Origin of the sequence: Rhodococcus sp. 15-2388-1-1a (assembly GCF_002259145.1) — a bacterium.
In the GTDB taxonomy this organism is placed as follows: Bacteria; Actinomycetota; Actinomycetes; order Mycobacteriales; family Mycobacteriaceae; genus Rhodococcoides.
Genome location: NZ_NPFP01000039.1, coordinates 199145 through 221020 on the forward strand (window position 1 = coordinate 199145; position 21876 = coordinate 221020).

At 67.0% G+C, this 21876-nt stretch carries 1 protein-coding gene; it reads left to right on the forward strand.

Translation table 11 applies throughout. The features are described 5' to 3' along the window. Positions 1 to 36 precede the first annotated feature (36 nt). Entirely contained in the window at positions 37 to 21792 is a 21756-nt protein-coding gene (locus tag CH302_RS21300) for a non-ribosomal peptide synthase/polyketide synthase (RefSeq protein ID WP_052047377.1), read from the forward strand. Positions 21793 to 21876 lie beyond the last annotated feature (84 nt).

The following is a 21876-nucleotide window of genomic DNA, read 5'->3' on the forward strand; positions in this document are numbered from 1 at the left end:
GGTTGTGCACGTGGATCGATCAGGAGGAAAAGTTAGATGGCGGTAGGACGTCGAAGCGATGCAGCTCTGACGGTCGAGGACCTTCCGCGCTTGGTTCGGAGCGTTGCAGCGGTCGAACCCGACCGCGTAGCGCTCGTGCACCTCGGTACGGAACTGACCTACGCCCGCCTGGACGAGGAGATCACCACCCTCGATGCGGCCATGGGCGGCGTCCTCGGCCCCGACGCGCTGGTCCCGGTCGTGCTGTCCAACACTCTCGCGGGCCTCATCGAGGCCACCGAGGGTGGTCTGGACGCCGTCGTGTCGACCGTCGTCGCGGATGCAGTGTCGGTTCTCGGCGACGACGATTCGACGTCGAGCCCGGCCGATCCCGAAGCCACCACGCTGTACACGTTGTTCGCCGATCAGGCCGAGCGCACCCCGGACGCACCTGCCCTCGTCTTCGGCGACGAGACTCGAACCTACGCCGAGTTCGCAGCCTCGGTGGAGCGTCTCGCCCGAGTGCTGATCGCACGGGGAGTCGGCCCCGATTCGGCGGTGGGACTGTCGATTCGCCGATCGTTCGATCTGCTGGTGGGTATGTACGCCGTCTCCGCAGCAGGCGGGGCCTACGTTCCGTTGGACCCGGATCATCCGATCGATCGACTCGGGTACGTTCTCGACACCGCGAACCCGGTCCTGGTCCTGACGACCACGATCGACCTGCCGCAGTTGCCCGAGGGCACCGTCACCGTTCTCGTCGACGACGTCGACCTGACCGATGTGCCGGGAGGGCGGATCACCGATGCGGATCGACGTGGCACCCTGACCGAGGACGACCTCGCCTACGTCATCTTCACGTCCGGTTCGACGGGACGTCCGAAGGGTGTGGCGGTGAGCCACCGCGCCATCGTCGCCAACATCTCCTGGCGTCAGCGCGAGTACGCGATGAGCGCTGCCGACGTCGTGTTGCAGAAGACTCCGTTCACGTTCGACGTGTCGGTGTGGGAGTTCTTCTGGCCGTTGCAGATCGGTGCCACGCTCGTGATCGCCGAGCCCGACGGACACCGCGACCCCGCCTATCTCGCCCGCATCATCGGCGAGCGCAGCGTGACCGTGACGCACTTCGTGCCGTCCATGCTCTCGGTGTACGTCGCCGAACCCACTGCTGCGCAGGCCGATTCGCTTCGGATGGTGTTCGCCTCCGGTGAGGCCCTCCCGGCGCGGACCGTCAACGCGTTCCACTCGATCTCGAACGCGGAACTGCACAACCTCTACGGGCCGACCGAAGCGGCCGTCGACGTCACGTACTACCGAACCCAGCAGGTGGAAGAGGCCTCGGTACCGATCGGCGCTGCCGTCGACGACACCGACCTCTACGTGCTCGACGAGGGTCTGCGGCGCTCACCCCGTGGAGTCGAGGGAGAGCTCTATCTCGCGGGCGTGCAGCTCGCTCGCGGATACCTCGGCCGCACCGACCTGACGGCCGATCGATTCGTGGCCGACCCGTTCGGTGAGCCGGGTGACCGCATGTACCGCACCGGCGACCTGGTGCGCCGACGCGGCGACGGCCTGATCGAGTACATCGGCCGCACCGACTTCCAGGTCAAGCTACGCGGCCTCCGCATCGAACTCGGCGAGATCGAGCAAGCGCTGCTCGCCGAGCCCGAGGTGACTCAGGCCGCTGTGCTCGTTCACGCCGACCGGTCGCAGGCACAGCTGGGCGAGCAGCTCGTCGGTTACGTCGTCAGTACCGAACCCGAGCTCGATCACGACGGCCTCGCGGACGCGGTGCGCCGTCGTATGCCCGAGTACATGGTGCCGTCGGTATTCGTCGTCCTGGACGAGTTCCCGCTCGGTGCCAGCGGAAAGCTCGACCGAAAGGCGTTGCCCGCTCCCGATTTCGCGTCGCTCGTACGCGAATACCGCGCCTCGAGCACCGACACCGAAACGGCCTTGGCGGCGATTTTCGAGACCGTGCTCGGCATCGATCGCATCGGCGTCGACGACGACTTCTTCGTCCTCGGCGGAAACTCGCTCAACGCCACCCGCGTGATCGCGCGAGTCAACGCAGAACTGGGCACCGCGGTGGATGTGCGGTCGTTCTTCGACGCACCGACCGTCGCCGAACTCGCCGCGGCAGTCGACGCCGCAGGCTCGGCGCACGCGCGACCGGCGTTGGTTGCGCAGCAGCGGCCCGAACGTGTGCCGCTGTCGCTGGCCCAGCAACGGATGTGGTTCCTCAACCGATTCGAGCCGGACTCGGCTGTGAACAACATCCCGGTCGCCATCGCGTTGAGTGGTGAACTCGATTTCACGGCCCTGCAGTCGGCCTTGGTCGACGTGTTGGATCGGCACGAATCGCTGCGGACGGTCTACCCCGATCACGACGGTATCGGCTTCCAGCGAGTGCTCGAATCGGACTCGGTGGCAGTGGAATTGGAGCGAGCGACGGCCACCGGAGCCGACGTCCCCGCCGCGCTGCTCGAATTCGCGCTCAGGCCCTTCGATCTGGCGGTACAACTGCCCTTCCGTGCGGTGCTGCTCGAGACGTCCGAGACCGAGCACGTGCTTGCGTTCGTGGTGCACCACATCGCGGCCGACGGATTCTCGATGGGCCCGCTGACGCGAGACGTGGTGGCGGCCTACGTTGCCCGCTCGAACGACCAGGCCCCTCGATGGACTCCGCTCGAGGTGCAGTACGCGGACTTCACGCTGTGGCAGAGGGCCGTCCTCGGTAGCGAGGACGATCCGGATTCGCTGATCTCGGCGCAGGAGAACTACTGGCGGCACCAGCTCGGTGGTGCTCCCGACCAATTGGAGCTACCGACCGATCGTCCTCGCCCGGCTGTCGCCACCACCAACGGCGGCACGCACACGTTCGAGATCGACGCCGACCTCGTCCGCGAGCTGGAGAAGCTCGGACGGGACCACAACGCAACGACGTTCATGGTCGTGCATGCCGCACTGGCGGTGTTGCTGGCCAAGCTCGCCGCCGCCGACGACATCAGTATCGGTACTCCGGTCGCCGGCCGTGGTGATGCGGCCCTCGACGACGTCGTCGGGATGTTCGTCAACACACTGGTGCTGCGCACCGAAGTCGATCCACGGACGTCGTTCGACGATCTGCTGCGCGAGACGCGGGAGGTGGACCTCGCCGCGTTCTCGCACGCCGAGGTGCCGTTCGAGCGTCTGGTGGACGTGTTGGCCCCGGTGCGCTCGCAGGCACGGCACCCGCTGTTCCAGGTGATGTTGACGTTCCAGAACCTGGACCGAACCTCGGTGGAACTGCCCGGCTTGACCATAGCGGCGGTCGACTACGAAGCAGACCTGGCGAAGTTCGATCTGCAGGTGACGCTGTGGGATTCGGCACCGGCCGGCTCCGAGCCCGCAGGCCTGACGGTCGCCCTGACCTATGCTGCGGACCTCTTCGAGAAATCGACGATGGACCGGTTCGGTGAGCGGTTCGTTCGTGTTCTTCGTGCGGTCACCGCAGCGCCAGCCGTAGCCGTCGGAGAGATCGACCTGCTCGACTCGGTCGAGCAGAAGTCCGTGCTGGCGTTCGGTTCGGGGCAGGCGCACGAGATCCCCGGCGGAACAACGCTGGTGGATCGGTTCGACGCTCGCGTCGAGCAGACTCCCGACGCGCAGGCCCTGGTGTTCGAGGACGTCCGGCTGACGTACGCCGAGCTCGACGCGCGCGCGAACCGCCTGGCGCGGTACCTGATGTCCGTGGGTGTCGGGACCGATTCGACGGTCGGCCTCGCGGTAGGCCGCAGCATCGAGCTGCTCGTCGGCATGTACGCGATCGTCAAGGCCGGTGCCGCGTACGTACCCATCGATCCGGCTCAGCCGGCGGAGCGCAACGAGTACATCGTGAGCACGGCCGCGCCGGTACGGGTGCTCTCGAGCACCCGAGACCACGTCGAGTTCCCGAGTGTGGAGACGGTGGACATCGACACCGTCGACGTGTCGGAGTACTCGTCGGCGCCGGTGACCGATGCGGAGCGGACGGCACCGCTGCGGGCAGAGAACCTCGCATACGTCATCTTCACCTCGGGGTCGACGGGTCGGCCGAAGGGCGTCGGCGTATCGCACGCGGCGATCGTCAACCGGTTGTCGTGGATGCAGCACGAGTACCCCCTCGGTCCGCAGGACGTGGTGTTGCAGAAGACACCGGCGACGTTCGACGTGTCGGTGTGGGAGTTCTTCTGGGCGTTCCAGATCGGCGCATCGGTGGTCGTCGCCGTTCCCGAGGGCCATCGGGATCCGTCGTACCTGCTCGATGTCATTGCGCGCGAACAGGTTTCGGTGGTGCACTTCGTACCGTCGATGATGTCGGTGTTCGCGCCGGAGGCACTGCGCAGGCCGGACGCGGGAGCGTCGCTGCGTACGGTGTTCGCCTCGGGGGAGGCGCTCGCGCCTGCCACCGCACATTCACTGCGCCGCGCACTCCCGCAGGTGTCGGTGCACAACCTGTACGGCCCGACCGAAGCTGCCGTCGACGTGACGTATCACGCGGTCACCGACGCGGACACCGCAGTGGTGCCGATCGGCTCGCCGGTGTGGAACACCGATGTGTACGTTCTCGATTCGTCCTTGCGGCCGGTTCCGGTCGGAGTGTCGGGAGAGCTCTACCTCTCGGGTGTCCAGCTCGCCAGGGGATACGTGAGCCGACCCGATCTGACCGCGGATCGCTTCGTCGCCGATCCGTTCGCAGTCGACGGTGAGCGGATGTACCGCACCGGCGACGTGGTGCGATGGCTGCCCACCGGCGAAGTGGAGTACGTGGGCCGGTCCGACTTCCAGGTGAAGCTGCGTGGCCTGCGTATCGAACTCGGCGAAATCGAATCGGCTCTGTTGGATCTGCCCGAGATCGCTCAGGCCGTGGTGCTCGTGCGACGAGAACAACTGGTCGCCTACGTCGTTCCCGCCGAAGGCTCGATCGACGTGGACCGGGTACGCACGGCACTACGTGAGCGTCTGGCCGAGTACATGGTGCCGTCCACCGTCGTGGAATTGGCGGAGTTCCCGCTCGGCGGAAGTGGCAAGCTCGATCGAAAAGCACTGCCCGATCCGGAATTCGAGGCAACACCCTACCGAGCACCGTCCGATCCGATCGAAGAGATCGTCGCAAACGTGTTCGGCGCGGTTCTCGGACTCGACCGAGTCGGTGTGGACGACGACTTCTTCGCGCTCGGCGGCAATTCGCTCGTCGCCACTCAGGTCGCCGCACGACTCGGTGCCGAACTGGGCACGACGGTGCCCGTCCGAACGATGTTCGAGGCAGGCACGGTGGCAGCCTTGGCTGCTGCGTTGGAAAGCCACGTCGGCCACGGAGCGTCCGCGCCCCTGGTGCCGCAGGAACGCCCCGAACGAATTCCGCTCTCGCTCGCCCAGCAGCGGATGTGGTTCCTCAACCGATTCGAGCCCGAATCGGCGGTCAACAACATCCCCGTGGCGATCCGGCTCACCGGAGCACTCGACACCGCGGCCCTGAACGCGGCGGTCACCGACGTTCTCGACCGGCACGAAGCACTGCGCACGGTCTACCCGAGTGTGGACGGAGCGGGGCACCAGGTAATCCTGCCTGCCGAATCGGTGGCACCGGACCTGACGCCCACCACACCGTCCGCCGACGGTGCGGTGGCCGACCTGATCGCTTTCGCCTCCGAAGGATTCGACGTCACCCAGTCGATTCCGTTGCGCGCCAGACTGTTCCGAGTCACCGACGACGAGTACGTGCTGGTCGTCGTGGTTCACCACATCAGTGCCGACGGGTGGTCCATGGGCCCGCTGACGCGCGATGTCATGACCGCGTACCTCGCTCGTGTGGCCGGCGAGGCTCCGCAGTGGACGCCCCTGTCGGTTCAGTACGCCGACTTCGCGCTGTGGCAGCGCGCCGTGCTCGGCGACGACGCGGACCCGAGCAGCCTGATGGCAGCACAGGCGAACTACTGGCGTTCCGCACTGGCGGACCTGCCCAGTGAGCTGACTCTGCCGTACGACCGGCCGCGTCCTGCGGTCCAGACCTACTCGGGCGGGCGGTTCCAGTTCGACATCGATGCGGAGCTGCGCGCCTCGCTCGACGATCTGGCCCGGTCGACCGGAACCACCCTGTTCATGGTGCTGCACGGTGCACTCGCTCTGTTCCTCGCTCGTATGTCGACGTCGGACGACGTTGCGGTGGGTACCGCCGTCGCAGGCCGCGGCGAGGCCGTCCTGGACGACGTGATCGGTATGTTCGTCAACACCCTGGTGCTCCGCACCTCGGTCGATCGAAGCAAGGGATTCACCGACCTCCTCGGCCACGTCCGGGACGTCGACCTCGATGCGTTCGCACACGCGGACATCCCCTTCGAGCGTCTCGTCGATCTGCTCGAACCCGAGCGCACGACAGCCAGGCACCCGCTGTTCCAGGTGGCGATCGCGTTCGAGAACCTCCCGCCGAGCGAATTGCACCTACCTGGTCTGACGGTCTCGGCTGTGGACGTCGAGGTCGACACCGCCAAGTTCGACCTGTCGTTGACGCTGCACGAGAAGTCCGACGGCACCGGTCTGGCCGCCGGCTTCCTCTATGCGCGAGACCTGTTCGACGAGAAGACGATCGAGGTGTTCTCGCGTCGTTTCCGTTGGCTGCTCGAAGCGATCGTGGCGACACCGAACACCCCGGTGGGCGATCTGTCCATCCTCTACGACGACGAGTACGACCGGCTCACACACGTCCACGGTGACGACGTGTTGGCCGGTGGCACTCTGGCCGAGATCTTCGCTGCCGGAGCCGCACTCGACCCGTCGGCGACCGCGATCCGCTACGAGGGCCGCTCGATCTCGTACGCCGAACTCGATGCGACGTCCTCGCAGCTCGCCCGGGTGCTCATCGAGCGCGGGGCCGGCCCCGAATCCGTTGTGGCTCTGGGATTCCAGCGCTCCTACTTCATGGTGCTCGCGGTGTGGGCAGTGGCCAAATCCGGGGCTGCACACCTACCCGTCGACCCGACGTACCCGCAGGATCGCATCGCCCACATGGTCTCGGACTCCGAGGCCGTACTCGGCCTGACCACCCGGGCGCACTCGGATCGGCTCGCCGACGGACAGCAGGATCTGCTCTGGCTGAGCGTCGACGACGAGGAGTTCGTGGCCGAGGTCCGCACCCGCTCTGCCGAGCCGGTCACCGACGCCGACCGCCTGCGACCCGTCACGTTCCAGAACCCGGCCTACGTCATCTACACCTCGGGCTCGACCGGCAAGCCGAAGGGCGTCGTCGTCACGCACGCCGGACTCGGCGGTGTTCTCGACGCAGCAACCGACCTGTACCACCTGAAACCGGCCTCGAGGTTCCTGCACGTCTGCTCGCCCAACTTCGATCCTTCGGTCCTGGAGTGGATGGCGGCGTTCTCCGTCGGCGCGACGTTGGTGGTCGTACCGGCATCGATTCTCGGCGGCACCGAGTTGTCCGAATTGTTGAAGGCGGAGAGGGTCACTCACACGATCATCACGCCCGCGGTGCTCGGCACGATGAGTCCCGACGGGATCGATTCGCTCGAGGTGCTCTCGGTCGGCGGCGACGTGACCACGCCCGAATTGCTCGCCCGGTGGGCAGGGGACCGGAAGTACTTCAACGGGTACGGACCGACCGAGACCACGATCATCTCCAGCTTCGCTGAGTTGACGCCCGGCGAGCCGATCACCATCGGTCGACCGATTCACGGCATGTCCGTGCTGATCCTCGATTCCCGACTCGAACCCGTTCCGACCGGTGTCGCGGGTGACCTCTATCTGTCGGGCGGTGCGCTCGCTCGCGGTTATCTCGGTAGGCCCGGTCTGTCTTCCGAGCGCTTCGTGGCCAACCCGTACGGCATCGACGGCGCACGGATGTATCGCACCGGCGACGTGGTGCGGTGGACCGACGACCTGCAGCTGCAGTTCGTCGGACGCACCGACTTCCAGGTCAAGGTGCGCGGCTTCCGTATCGAGCTCGGCGAGATCGATTCCGCGCTCACCGCTGTTCCCGAGGTCGACTTCGCCGTCACACTCGGTCACGAACTGCCGTCGGGCGTCACGACCCTCGTGTCGTACGTTCTGCCGACGCGCGGGTCCGTCGTCGACGTCGACGAGTTGACCGCCTTCGTCGGAAAATCACTGCCGGCCTACATGATTCCGTCGTCGATCATCGTGCTCGACACCGTTCCACTGACCCCTGTCGGCAAGTTGGATCGCGCCGCACTTCCCGCGCCCGTGTTCGAGGCCCGTGAATTCCGAGCACCCACAACCGCGGTCGAAGAGATCGTTGCCGGAGTGTTCGCCGACGTCCTGCACATCGATCGAGTGGGATTGGACGACGACTTCTTCGCCCTGGGCGGTAACTCGTTGATCGCCACCCAGGTGGTCTCGCGACTCGGCGCGGCCCTGGACACCGTCGTGCCGGTGCGCGCGCTGTTCGAGAGCTCGACCGTCGCCGCGCTGGTGGCGCACGTGGAGAGCGCTGTCGGTTCGGGCGGTCGAGCTGCACTCGTGGCGGGTCCGCGTCCCGAGCGCCCACCGCTCTCGCCGGCGCAGCAGCGGTACTGGTTCCTCAACCAGTTCGACACGACGTCGTCGGTGGACAACATTCCGTTCGCCGTGCGGTTGTCCGGCGAGCTCGACGTCGCTGCGCTGCAGTCCGCGGTAGGCGACGTCGTCGAACGCCACGAGTCTCTTCGTACCCGGTACCCGGACTCGGCGCAGGGCCCGTTCCAGCAGGTGCTCTCGGCGTCCAAGGTGCGCATGGACCTCGCCGTCCGCGACGTGGCCGGTGCGAATGTCGTTGCGGCTGTGACCGAGTTCTTCGGGCGCGGCTTCGATGTCACCGTCGAGGTGCCGGTCGACGCGCGTGTGTTCCGCGTGGGTGAGAACGAGCACGTCCTGGCCTTCGTCGTACACCACGTGTCGGCCGACGGTGCGTCGATGGGCCCGCTGGCCGTCGACGTCATGACCGCGTACACCGCGAGATCTGCAGGGGCGGCCCCGGACTGGGAGCCGCTCGAGGTGCAGTACGTCGACTTCGCGTTGTGGCAGCGAACCGTGCTCGGTACCGAATCGGATCCTGATTCCGTTGCAGCGCAGCAGGTGTCGTTCTGGAAAGATGCGCTCGCCGAGCTCCCGGATCAACTGGTACTGCCGACCGACCGCCCGCGCCCGCCTGCGCAGAGTTTCCGCGGCGATGCGGTGCGGTTCACCGTCGACGCAGGCACGCACGCCGCTCTCGCCGAGCTCGGACGTACCGAGCAGGCAACGTTGTTCATGGTGGTGCACTCGGCATTCGCGGTGTTGCTCGCACGCCTGTCCGGTTCCGAGGACATCGCCGTCGGAACGCCCATCGCCGGCCGCGGCGAGCGGGCTCTCGATTCGATGATCGGGATGTTCGTCAACACTCTCGTCTTCCGGTCGACCGTCGAATCGTCGATGACCTTCCGTCAGTTGCTCGCTCAGGCCCGTGAGCGGGACTTGGCCGCGTTCGCGCACTCCGACGTTCCGTTCGAGCGTCTCGTGGAGGTGCTGAACCCGGTGCGGTCGACGGCACGCAACCCCCTGTTCCAGGTGGGCCTGTCCTTCCAGAACCTCGCCGAGTCGACGTTCGAGCTGCCGGGTCTGACGGTGAGTGCCGTCGAGGCGGATGCTGTGACGGCCAAGACCGATCTGCAGCTGTCCATCTCGGATCGTTACGACGCGGACGGCTCGCCTGCGGAACTGTCGGCCGAATTCGGTTACGCCACCGATCTCTTCGATCGCGCCACGGTCGAAGCCTTTGCCGACCGGTTCGTTCGCCTCCTCGCCGCAGTGGCCCAGGACCCCTCGGCCGTCATCGGCGATCTCGCTCTGCTCTCGCCCGAGGAGCACACCCGGATCGTGCGCACGTGGAACGACACCGATCACGATGTCGATGCGTCGCAGACCCTGGTATCGCTGTTCGACCGACAGGTGCAGGCGCAGCCCGACGCGATCGCGGTGGTCCATGCGGGAGAATCGCTGTCGTACGCCGAGTTCGATCGTCGAATCAACCGGTTGGCTCGCGTCCTGATCGGTGCAGGCGTCGGCCCGCAGGTGACGGTTGCCCTGGCGATCAGGCGCTCGGTGGATCTGCTCGTGGCGATGTACGCCGTCGCCAAGGCAGGCGGGGCGTACGTACCCATCGACCCGGATCAGCCGGCGGACCGCAATGCCTACATTCTCGAGGTAGCCGCTCCCGCTCTGGTGTTGAGCACCGCGCGTGACGATGTCGACTTCGAGTCGATTCCGGTTCTGCTCGTCGACACCGATCCTCGACTGCTGGGTGCAGAGGTCTCGGACGCGCCTGTCACCGACAGCGAGCGCACCTCGCCGCTGCGGCCCGCAAACACCGCGTACGTCATCTTCACGTCCGGATCCACCGGCCGTCCCAAGGGCGTCGCGGTCGGTCATGCCGCCATCGTCAACCAGCTGCTCTGGCAGAGCGCCCATTACGGGCTGGGCAACACGGACCGGGTACTGCTCAAGACTGCCGCCACCTTCGATCTGTCCGTGTGGGAGTTCTGGGTCGCCACCGTCTCCGGTGGTGCGATCGTGGTCGCCGACGCCGAGGGCCACCGCGATCCCGCCTACCTCGTCGATCTGATGAACCGGGAATCGGTGACGACACTGCACACCGTGCCCTCCGTTCTCGACGCGTTGGTCACCGCGTCGGCGGGAGTCCTACCGCGGCATCTGACACGGATCCTGGCGATCGGCGAGGCGCTGCCCGTCGCGACGGCCGAGCGCACACTGCGCAGTTCTGCTGCGCGACTGGACAACTTGTACGGACCGACCGAGGCAGCGGTGTCGGTGACCGCGCATCGAGTGGCGACCGTCGACGGCACCACGGTTCCCATCGGTGGCCCGGAGTGGAATACCCGTGTCTACGTTCTGGATTCGCGTCTGGCTCCCGTTCCGGTCGGCGTCGCCGGCGAGCTCTACCTCGCGGGTGCGCAGCTGGCCGACGGGTACTTCGCGCGGCCGGATCTGAGCGCCGAGCGTTTCGTTGCGGACCCGTTCACCCCCGGGGGCCGCCTGTACCGGACCGGTGACCTCGTCTCCTGGCGCGCAGACGGCGAACTGGAGTACGTCGGCCGTACCGACTTCCAGGTGAAGATTCGCGGTTTCCGTATCGAACTCGGCGACATCGATGCCGCTCTCGGATCGCTCGACGAGATCCGTGACGTCGCCGTGATCGCTCTCGCTGATTCGGGATCGGGCGCACGGCTGGTGGCCTACCTCGTGCCCGCCATCGGGGTGACACTGGATCAGGACGGCATCCGCCGGACACTCGCCGAACGTCTGCCGTCGTACATGATCCCGTCGGCCTTCGTCGTGCTCGACGCTCTCCCACGAGGCGTCAACGGCAAGCTGGATCGACAGGCGCTTCCCGAACCACAGTTCGAGACAGCCGAGTTCCGCGCACCGACCAACCCGGTGGAAGAGACCGTCGCGGCGGTCTTCGCCGAGGTACTCGCTGTGGAGCGAGTGGGTCTGGACGACGACTTCTTCGCGCTCGGCGGTAACTCGTTGATCGCCACCCAGGTGGTTTCCCGGCTGGGGGCGGCGCTCGACACGCAGGTACCGGTCCGCTCGATCTTCGAGTCGCCGACGGTGCAGTCGCTCGCACGCGCGATCGAGTCCGAGGTGGGTACCGGCGCGCGCCGGGCACTGACGGCTCGAACACGACCGGACTCGGTGCCGCTGTCGATGGCTCAGCAGCGCATGTGGTTCCTGAGCCAATTCGATCCGACCTCCGCCGTGAACAACATCCCGGTCGCAATTCGATTGTCCGGCAGCGTCGATGTCGATGCACTCACCAACGCCGTGCACGACGTGCTGGCGCGGCACGAAATTCTGCGCACCGTGTACCCGGAGGTCGACGGACGAGGCCATCAGGTGGTGCTCGGTACCGCGGAGGCCGGCGTGACGGTCGTCGTCGACGACGTGGACGAGAGTTCGATCGAGCAGGCCCTGCGCGACTTCGTTTCCGCGGGATTCGATGTGACCCGAGCTGTTCCGGTGCGAATCCGGATCCTGCGGGTGAGCGAGACCGAGCACGTATTGGCGTTCGTCGCCCACCACATCGCCGCTGACGGGTTCTCGATGGGACCCCTGACGCGCGACGTCATGGTGGCCTACACCGCCCGTGCCGCGGGGGAGAGCCCGCAGTGGGCACCACTTCCGGTGCAGTACGCGGACTACGCGTTGTGGCAACGCGAGGTGCTCGGCTCCGAGGACGACCCCGATTCGCCGTTGGCGAAGCAGCTCGCCTACTGGACGTCGGCTCTGGCCGGTGCCCCGGCGCAGCTCGATCTCGCGACCGACCGGCCGCGCCCGGCGGTGGCGTCGTATCGCGGTGCGGCATACAACTTCTCGATCGACTCGACACTTCAGTCGAACATCGCTCGGGCCGCCCGAGCAGGAAACGCCACGAACTTCATGGTGGTGCACACCGCGCTCGCGGTGCTCCTCGGCGCGATGGCGGGAACCGACGACGTGACGATCGGAACCCCGGTCGCAGGTCGCGGTGACGCGGACCTGGACGAGCTCGTCGGCATGTTCGTCAACACGCTCGCCCTCCGTACCGCGATGAACCCCGCGGCAACGTTGCGCGAGCAGCTCGCCGCAGTTCGTGAGGCCGACCTGGGTGCCTTCGGGCACGCCGACGTGCCGTTCGAGCGGCTCGTCGACGAGCTGGCCCCGGACCGCTCTCAGGCTCGTCACCCGATCTTCCAGGTCATGTTGACGTTCCAGAACCTGAATCGTCAGACGTTGGCCCTGCCCGGGCTGAGCGTCGAGGGAATCGATCTCGGTAGCGCGTTCGCGAAGTTCGACCTGCAGGTGACGCTGTGGGAGAACACCGACGAGCACGGTGCTGCGGCCGGCATCGACGTGCAATTCGACTATGCCACCGATCTTTTCGACGAGTCCAGCATGTCGTCTCTCGGGCGACGGCTCGTGCGGGTGCTGCACGCGCTCACCGACGCACCGGACGGAGTCGTCGGCGACATCGACATCCTCGAGGAAGGCGAACGTACCCGCGTCCTCGAGGAATGGAACGCGACCGCGCACGAGGTGGATCCCGGCGCAACTCTGGTGTCGCTGTTCGAGACCCGAGTTGCGGCGTCACCGGAGAGCATCGCCACGAGCTTCGCCGACGATCGAGTGACCTACCGCGAGTTCTCCGAGCGGGTCAACGCGCTCGCGCGCCTGCTCATCGCCGAGGGAGTCGGCCCGGAAACTGTGGTGGCCACGGCCATGCGCCGCTCGATCGACATGCTGACGGGTATCTACGCCGTGCTCGCCGCCGGTGGTGCCTACGTCCCGGTCGACCCGGACCTTCCGGCCGAACGAATCGGCTACATCCTGGACACGGCGGCACCGGTGGTGCTGCTCACGACCGAGCACGACGGCGCAGGTCTCGTCACCGACGCCGCCACGATCCTGGTCGACACCGTCGACACGACAGGTCTGTCCACGGCACCGGTGACCGATGCCGAGCGAACCGCACCGCTGCGACCGGCGGACACCGCGTACGTCATCTTCACCTCCGGCTCCACCGGTCGTCCCAAAGGCGTTGCGGTCAGCCACGAGGCCATCGTCAACCGCCTGCTGTGGATGCAGGACGAGTACCGTCTCACCGACCAGGACAAGGTCCTGCAGAAGACTCCGGTCACGTTCGACGTATCGGTCTGGGAACTGTTCTGGCCGTTGCAGATCGGCGCCGAACTCGTCATCGCGGTGCCCGACGGCCACCGAGACCCGGCATACCTGGTGAGCACCGTCGCCGAACGCGGCATCACGGTCGCGCACTTCGTCCCGTCGCTGTTGGCCGTGTTCGCCGCCGCGGACGGTGTCTCGAGCTGCACCGGCCTGCGTGCGGTCTTCGCCTCGGGCGAGGCGCTGCCTGCATCGGTTGCCTCCGCCCTGCGCGCTGCACTGCCTGCCACCGAACTGCACAACCTGTACGGCCCGACCGAGGCCGCGGTCGACGTCACCTTTCACCGAGTCCTGCCGTCGGACACCGTGTCGGTTCCCATCGGTGCACCGGTCTGGAACACCCGAGTCACCGTGCTCGATGCACGCCTGCACCCGGTTCCGGTCGGGGTACCCGGGGAGCTGTATCTCGCCGGGCGGCAACTGGCCCGCGGATACCTCGGCCGTCCGGACCTCACCGCCGACCGGTTCGTCGCCGACCCGCACGGCAGTGTCGGCTCGCGGATGTACCGCACCGGCGACCTGGTTCGCTGGAACGCAGACGGCGAGCTCGAGTACCTCGGCCGCACCGACTTCCAGGTCAAACTCCGAGGCCTGCGGATCGAGCTCGGCGAAATCGAAGCCGCGTTGACTGCCGATCCGTCGGTCGACCAGGCCGTGGTTCTCGTCCGCCGGACGCCGTCGGCAGGTGAACTACTGGTCGGGTACGTCGTTCCTGTCGCCGGGGAGACGATCGACACCGCAGCGGTCACCACCTCGGTCGCCACCCTGGTTCCGGAATACATGGTCCCGGCCGGGCTCATCGTGCTCGATGCCCTCCCACTCGGGCCGAACGGCAAGCTGGACCGCAGAGCACTACCCGAACCGGAATTCGGCAGCGATGCCGAATTCCGTACGGCGACAACCGACACCGAACGCGTCATTGCCGAGGTCTTCGCGGACGTGCTCGGCCTCGACACCGTCGGCGTCGACGATTCGTTCTTCGCGCTCGGCGGCGACAGCATCGTCTCGATTCAGCTCGTCTCTCGCGCGAAGGCCAGGGGAATTCAGTTCGGGCCGCGAGATGTGTTCGAGCGGAAGACTGTTGCCGGTCTCGCCGAGGTCGCCGTGATCGTCGGTGAGGGCGCTGACGCGGCCGTGCTCGAGGAACTCGACGGCGGCGGCGTCGGCTGGATGCCGCTACCTCCGTTCGGTGTGGCGATGATCGAGCGCGGCGGCGGGTGGTCACGCTTCCATCAGGCCGTCACACTGGAGCTGCCGCTCGGTATCGACCGAGCCGGGATTCTCGCCACGGTGACCGCAGTGGTCGATCGACACGACGTGCTGCGGTCGACCCTGGTGCACGACGACCGCGGCTGGGGTCTCGATGTTGCGGGCACCGGTACCGTCGACGTGGATGCACTGCTCGCCCGGGCCGATACCGGGTCGGCTACAACAGTGTTCGACGATGCAGTCGGAACGCTCGACCCCACGGCCGGGCGCATGCTCGCCCTCGTCTGGGTCGATCGAGGACCCGAGGAAGCGGGCACGCTGACCGTCGCGGCGCACCACCTCGTGATCGACGGAGTGTCGTGGCGAATTCTGGTTCCCGACTTCGTCTCCGCCTGGGCTCAGGTGTCCGGGGGAGTGGACCCGAGCCTCCCCGAGGTCGGAACCTCGATGCGGCGGTGGACGCATGCACTGGTCGACGCGGCAGCGAGCGAGGCCCGGCTGGCCGAGTTGCCGCTGTGGCGCTCGATCGCCGACACCGAGGATCCCGTGCTGGGCGACCGCCCCTTCGATCCCGCGGTCGACGTCGTGGCGACGCTCGAACGGTTGAACATCGAACTGGCACCCGACGTCACGCGCACCTTGCTGACCACCGTTCCGGAGATCTTCCGCGGTGGTGTCGGCGACGGGTTGCTGGCCGGGCTCGCTCTGGCCGTCACGAGACTGCGGTCCGAGCGCGGCGTCACCGCACCGGCAACGCTGGTGCAGCTCGAAGGCCACGGCCGCGAGGAAGCGGTGGTTCCCGGAGCGGATCTGGGACGCACCGTCGGCTGGCTGACCAGCCTGTTCCCCGTCCGCCTCGACCTGACCGGAATCGATGTCCAGGCTGCGTTCGCAGGAGGGTCGCAGCTCGGCGATGCCGTCAAGGCCGTCAAGGAACAGATGCTGGCGCTGCCCGATCGAGGCATGGGCTGGGGACTGCTCCGTTACCTGAACTCCGAGACCGCTGCGGAACTGGCGGAACTCGGGACCGGACAGATCAGCTTCAACTACCTGGGTCGGGTCGACACCGGCGAGGTCCCGGACGAGATGAAGGCGCTCGGCTGGTTGCCGGCCGCCGATGGTGAGCTCTCCGCGCCCGGTGACGCCGACATGGCCGCGAACAAGACGATCGACATCAACGCGATCGTGCTCGACACCGACGAGGGTGGGGTCCTGAGCGCGTCCTTCGCATTCCCGACCGGAGCCGTGTCCGCGGACACGGTCGAGCGTCTCGCCGGGCTGTGGTCCGACGCGTTGTCGGCGCTGGCCACGTACGCCGAGGCACCCGGCTCGGGTGGCCTGACTCCGTCGGACGTTCCGCTGGTGCGGCTCTCACAGCCCGACATCTCGTCGTTCGAGGCGCGGTACCCGGAGCTGGCGGACATCTGGTCGCTGTCGCCGCTGCAGCAGGGACTGCTCTTCCACGCGTTGTTCGCCGATGCGTCGATCGACGTCTACACCATGCAGGTCGTACTCGATCTGGCCGGCGAGGTGGACGCCGAACGGTTGCATCGCGCTGCGCAGACGCTGCTGGACCGGTACGACAATCTGCGTACGTCGTTCACCGCGACCGCGGACGGCGAGACGGTGCAGATCGTTCAGCAGAACGTTCGGCTGCCGTGGAACACGATCGATCTGTCTCATCTCGACGGGCTCGAACGCGACGCTGCCGTCGCCGACGCACTGGCCGCGGATCAGCGACGGCACTTCGACGTCTCCACGGCACCCCTGCTGCGGTTCCTGCTCGTCAGGATCACGCCGACCACGTACAAGCTCGCGATGACCAACCATCACGTGTTGCTCGACGGGTGGTCGTTGCCGCTGGTGATGAAGGAACTGTTGTACCTGTACGCGGCGCAGAGCTCCACGGCGGCGCTGCCTCGGGTGCGGTCGTATCGCTCGTACCTGGCGTGGCTCGATCGACAGGATCCGGCCGTGTCTCTGAGCGCGTGGACCCGGGCACTGGACGGTGTCGAGGAACCGACGTTCGTCGCACCGCCGAGTGTCGGACGAGAGATCTCCGCACGCTCGGCCGAGACGGAGCGATTCGTCGATGCCGAGACCACCGCGTCGCTCGTTGCGCTCGGTGGCAGACTCGGCGTCACCGTCAACACGCTGGTGCAAGCGGCATACGGACTGTTGATCGCACACATCACCGGCCGCACCGATGTCGTGTTCGGTGCCACGGTCTCCGGTCGTCCCGCTGCTCTTCCCGGCGTCGAGTCGATGATCGGGCTGTTCATCAACACCATCCCGGTGCGGGTGCGCTTCGATCCCGCCGACACGGTGGAGAACTACCTGGTCCGGATCCAGGGTGAACAAGCAGATCTTCTCGACCATCACCACATGGGGCTGGTCGACATCCAGCGGGCGATCGGCGTCGGGAATCTGTTCGACACCCTGACCATCTTCGAGTCCTACCCGGTGGACGAAGCGCAACTGACGCAACAGGCTGCGGCCATCGACGGCATGACCGTCGAGGGCGTGAGCTCCAACGACAACACCCACTATCCGCTGACGTTGCTCGTCGTGGCCGAGGACCGAATCTCGTTCACGCTCAAGTACATCAGCGATCTGTTCGACGCTGCGTACGTGGAATCGATCCTGTCCCGGCTCGTCGGTGTTCTCGAGACCTTCGTCTCCGACACCGCGGCGGCGGTCGGCGATATCGATCTGCTCGGCTCGGACGAACGAACTCGAGTGATCGACACCTGGAACGACACTGCGCACGAGGTCGACGCCGGCATCATGTTGACCGCGCCGTTCCGGGCTCGGGTTGCGGCGAACCCGGACGCCACGGCCGTGCTGTACGAGGGCACCGCAGTGACCTACGCCGAGTTCTCGGAGCGGGTCAATCGTCTTGCCAGAAAACTGATTTCGCTCGGCGTCGGCCCGCAGTCGCTCGTCGCTCTCGGCATGAGGCGAGGCATCGACCTGATGGTCGGCATGTACGCCGTCCTCGAAGCCGGCGGCGCATACGTACCCATCGATCCGGACCACCCGGCCGAGCGCATCGAGTACATCCTCGACACCGCGGTGCCCGTCGCCGTTCTCTCGACCAGTCACGATCGGACGGGACTGCCGGAACGGTTCCCGATTCTCGAACTGGACACCCTCGATCTCGCGTCCTACCCGGCAGACACCGTGGCCGACGCCGACCGATTGGCACCGGTACGCCCGGAGAACACCGCCTACGTCATCTTCACGTCCGGGTCGACCGGGCGACCCAAGGGCGTCGCGGTGCCGCACCGCGCGATCGTCAACGAGATGGCGTGGATGATCGACCAGTACTCGCTCGACGAGAACGACGTCTACCTGCAGAAGACGGCGACGACGTTCGACGTGTCACTGTGGGGCTTCTTCCTCCCACTCCAGGTCGGTGCGAGCGTCGTTCTCGCGACCCCCGACGGCCACCGCGACCCGGCGTACGTCGCGGAGCGCATCGCCCGGCACGGCGTCACCGTCACGGACTTCGTGCCGTCGATGCTCACGGTGTTCGCCGCGTACGCCACCGAGGAGCAGTGCCGGTCGTTGAGACACGTCTACGTGGTGGGTGAGGCACTGCCCCCGGAGACGGTGAAGGACTTCCGCGCGATCACCTCTGCCGGGATCCACAACCTGTACGGCCCCACCGAAGCCGCAGTGAGTGTGACGTACTGGGAGACGTCTGCCGACGAGGGCGCGACCGTCCCGATCGGTGCGCCGGAATGGAACACCCAGGCCTACGTTCTCGACGGCAGGCTGCATCCGGTTGCCGCAGGGACCGCGGGTGAGCTTTATCTGGCGGGGACGCAGCTCGCCGACGGATACCTCGGGCGAGTCGACCTGACGATGGACCGCTTCGTCGCGAACCTGTTCTCGGCTGCCGGCGAGCGCATGTATCGCACCGGAGACCTTGTCCGATGGCGATCGGGGCCGGGCGCTGCAGGAGTCCTGGAGTACATCGGGCGCACCGACTTCCAGGTCAAGTTCCGTGGCCAGCGGATCGAGCTCGGTGAGATCGAGACCGCACTGTTGGCCCATCCCGACGTCAACCAGGCCACGGCCGTGGTGGCGACCACCGGTGCCGGCGACCAGCTCGTCGGATACGTGGTGCCTGCGCCGGGTAGAACGCTGGACCCGGCCGAGGTACGCACCTTCGTCGGCGGCGCGCTGCCGAAGTACATGGTGCCGGCGACGGTGATGGTGCTCGCGGAATTCCCGCTGAACACCAGCGGCAAGCTGGATCGAAAGGCACTGCCGGAGCCGGTGTTCGAGGTTCGCGAGTTCCGTGCTCCCGCAACGCCGGTCGAGGAGATCGTGGCGGAGATCTACGCGGAGCTGCTCGGCGTGCAGCGGGTCGGATCGGACGACGACTTCTTCGATCTCGGTGGTAACTCGCTGATCGCCACGCGAGTGGCGGCACGGGTGTCGGCTGCGCTCGGGAAGAAGGTCGGTGTCCGAGACCTGTTCGAGGCCTCGACGGTCTCGGCACTCGCCGCGCGTGCCGAATCACGCATCGACGACGCGAACGGTGTGCCGCTGCGTCGCCGACCGGCCGGACAGACCGTTCCGTTGTCGCTCGCGCAACAGCGCATGTGGGTACTGAACCGACTCGACCCCGAGTCCGGGGCCTACAACATGCCGCTGGCGCTCCGTCTGCGAGGCGAGCTGGATGTCGCGGCACTGCAGAGCGCCGTGTCCAGCACCGTGGAACGCCACGAGGCACTGCGCACGCGCTACCCGGAAGATGCGAACGGTTCGCCGTACCAGGAGTTCGTCGACGCCGGATCGGTCGTACCCGATCTGACTCCGATCGACGCGACCGACGACTCCGACACCGCCGAACGGATTCGCGCACTCGTCCACGAGGGCTTCGACGTCACCGTCGCACCCCCGGTCCGGGGAGCACTGTTCCGCTTCGACCCGGACGAGTACGTCTTCGTCATCGTGATGCACCACATCAGCGGAGACGGCGCATCGATGGCACCGCTGGCCCGTGACGTCATGACTGCGTACCTCGCTGCGGCGTCGGGAACCGACTACACGCCCGAACCGCTGACGGTGCAGTACGCGGACTTCGCGGTATGGCAGCGGCAGGTGCTGGGCTCGGACAGCGACCCCACGTCGATTCTGTCGCAGCAGTTGGCCTTCTGGGCGGACGAGCTCAGCGGGATCACCCCGGTCGTGTCGTTGCCGTGGGATCGGCCGCGGGCGGCTACCGCCAACCTGCGCGGAGCCAGTGTGAGTGTCGAGCTGGACGAGTCGGTACACACCGGGCTCGCCGCGATCGCGCGCGAGAACAACGCGACTCTGTTCATGGTGTTGCACGCGGTCCTCGGGGTGCTGTTGTCGCGGATGAGCGGCTCTCGCAGCTTCGCCGTCGGCACGCCCATCGCCGGGCGCGGGCACGAGGCGCTCGACGGACTGGTGGGCATGTTCGTCAACACGCTGGCGCTGCGGACGGACGTGGACCCGGATGCGACGTTCGCAGAGCTGCTGACCGCTCTACGCGAGACCGACCTGCGGGCCTTCGCGAATTCGGACGTCCCGTTCGAGCGGGTCGTCGACACCATCGCACCGGACCGGAACGCCGGGTACACCCCGCTGTTCCAGACGGTGCTGTCGGTGGAGCCCCACGGCGAGGCGCGCTTCGAGCTGCCGAACCTGGTGGTCGAACCCGTCAGCGGCTTCGAGCCGACAGCGAAATTCGACCTGCAGGTCACGGTGGAGACCCAGCACGCCGACGGGAACAGCGGCACCGGAACCCTGAACGTCGAATGGGTGTATGCCGCCGATCTGTTCGACGAGTCCACGGTCGCGTCGCTGGCGGAACGATTTGCACGCATCGCGGGTGCTGTGGCGGCAACACCCGCGGTCGTCGTCGGCGACATCGACGTGCTCGACGCCTCCGAGCGGGCGGCACTGACCGAGACCCCGCAGACCGCTGACTCCACTGCGGCACCGGCACGGTCGGACCTGACCTTGCCGCAGGTACTCACTTCGACGGTGGACGCAGATCCCGATGCGCCCGCGTTGTCGTCGGACGGAGTCGAGACCACCTACCGTGAGCTCGACGAGCAGTCCTCACGTATGGCTCGGGTACTGATCGAACGTGGCGTCCGAACCGGAGTCGTCGTCGGCGTCACTGTCACCGACGCTGTTGCGGCAGTCGTGACGCGGTGGGCGGTGGCGAAGGCAGGCGGAGCCGTGGCTCCGATTGCCACGTCGAACTCCTCCGACGTTCTCGAGCGGGCAGGCGCATCCGTCCTCGTCCTCGACGGTGACGACGCGCCGAGCCGGACCGGGTCCGTCACGACCATTCACCTCGGGCAACCGGACGTCGTCGACGCCATTGCCGCGAGTTCCGCGCGGCCGGTGACGTATTCGGACAGAACGGCCGTTCTGGGACCGGACAGCCCGGCGTTGGTCGTGGACGAAGACGGCACCGTCATAGATCATGGAACGCTCGCTGCGCTGGCGACGAATGCGGTGAGCGACTGGTCCGTGGCCTACGATTCACGGCTGGCCGTTCCCACCCGGTTCGACACCGCTGCAGCAGTTCTGGCCGGCGTGATCGCTGCGGCGGCAGGTGCAGCTCTGGTGACCGACCGGGCGGAATCGGCAGAGGACGCCGCCGACCTCGTGTCGGCCGAGTGGGTGACCCATGCGTTCCTCACCGCCGCAGACATCGTCGGGGTCGATCGACTGCAGCCCGAGGACACCGAGGCCCTCGTTGCGATCGTGTCGGTCGACGGTGACGGTGCCGAGATGAGCGGTGTCGACATTCCGGTGCATCGTCTGCCCGGGTCGATAGGAACCGTCGACCGATAGGGTGAGGCGAACTGCAACGCTCGCCGCGTCGTGGACGATGAACGGTCGGATCGGCCGACGCGTCGTCCACGACCACGCGCGGGG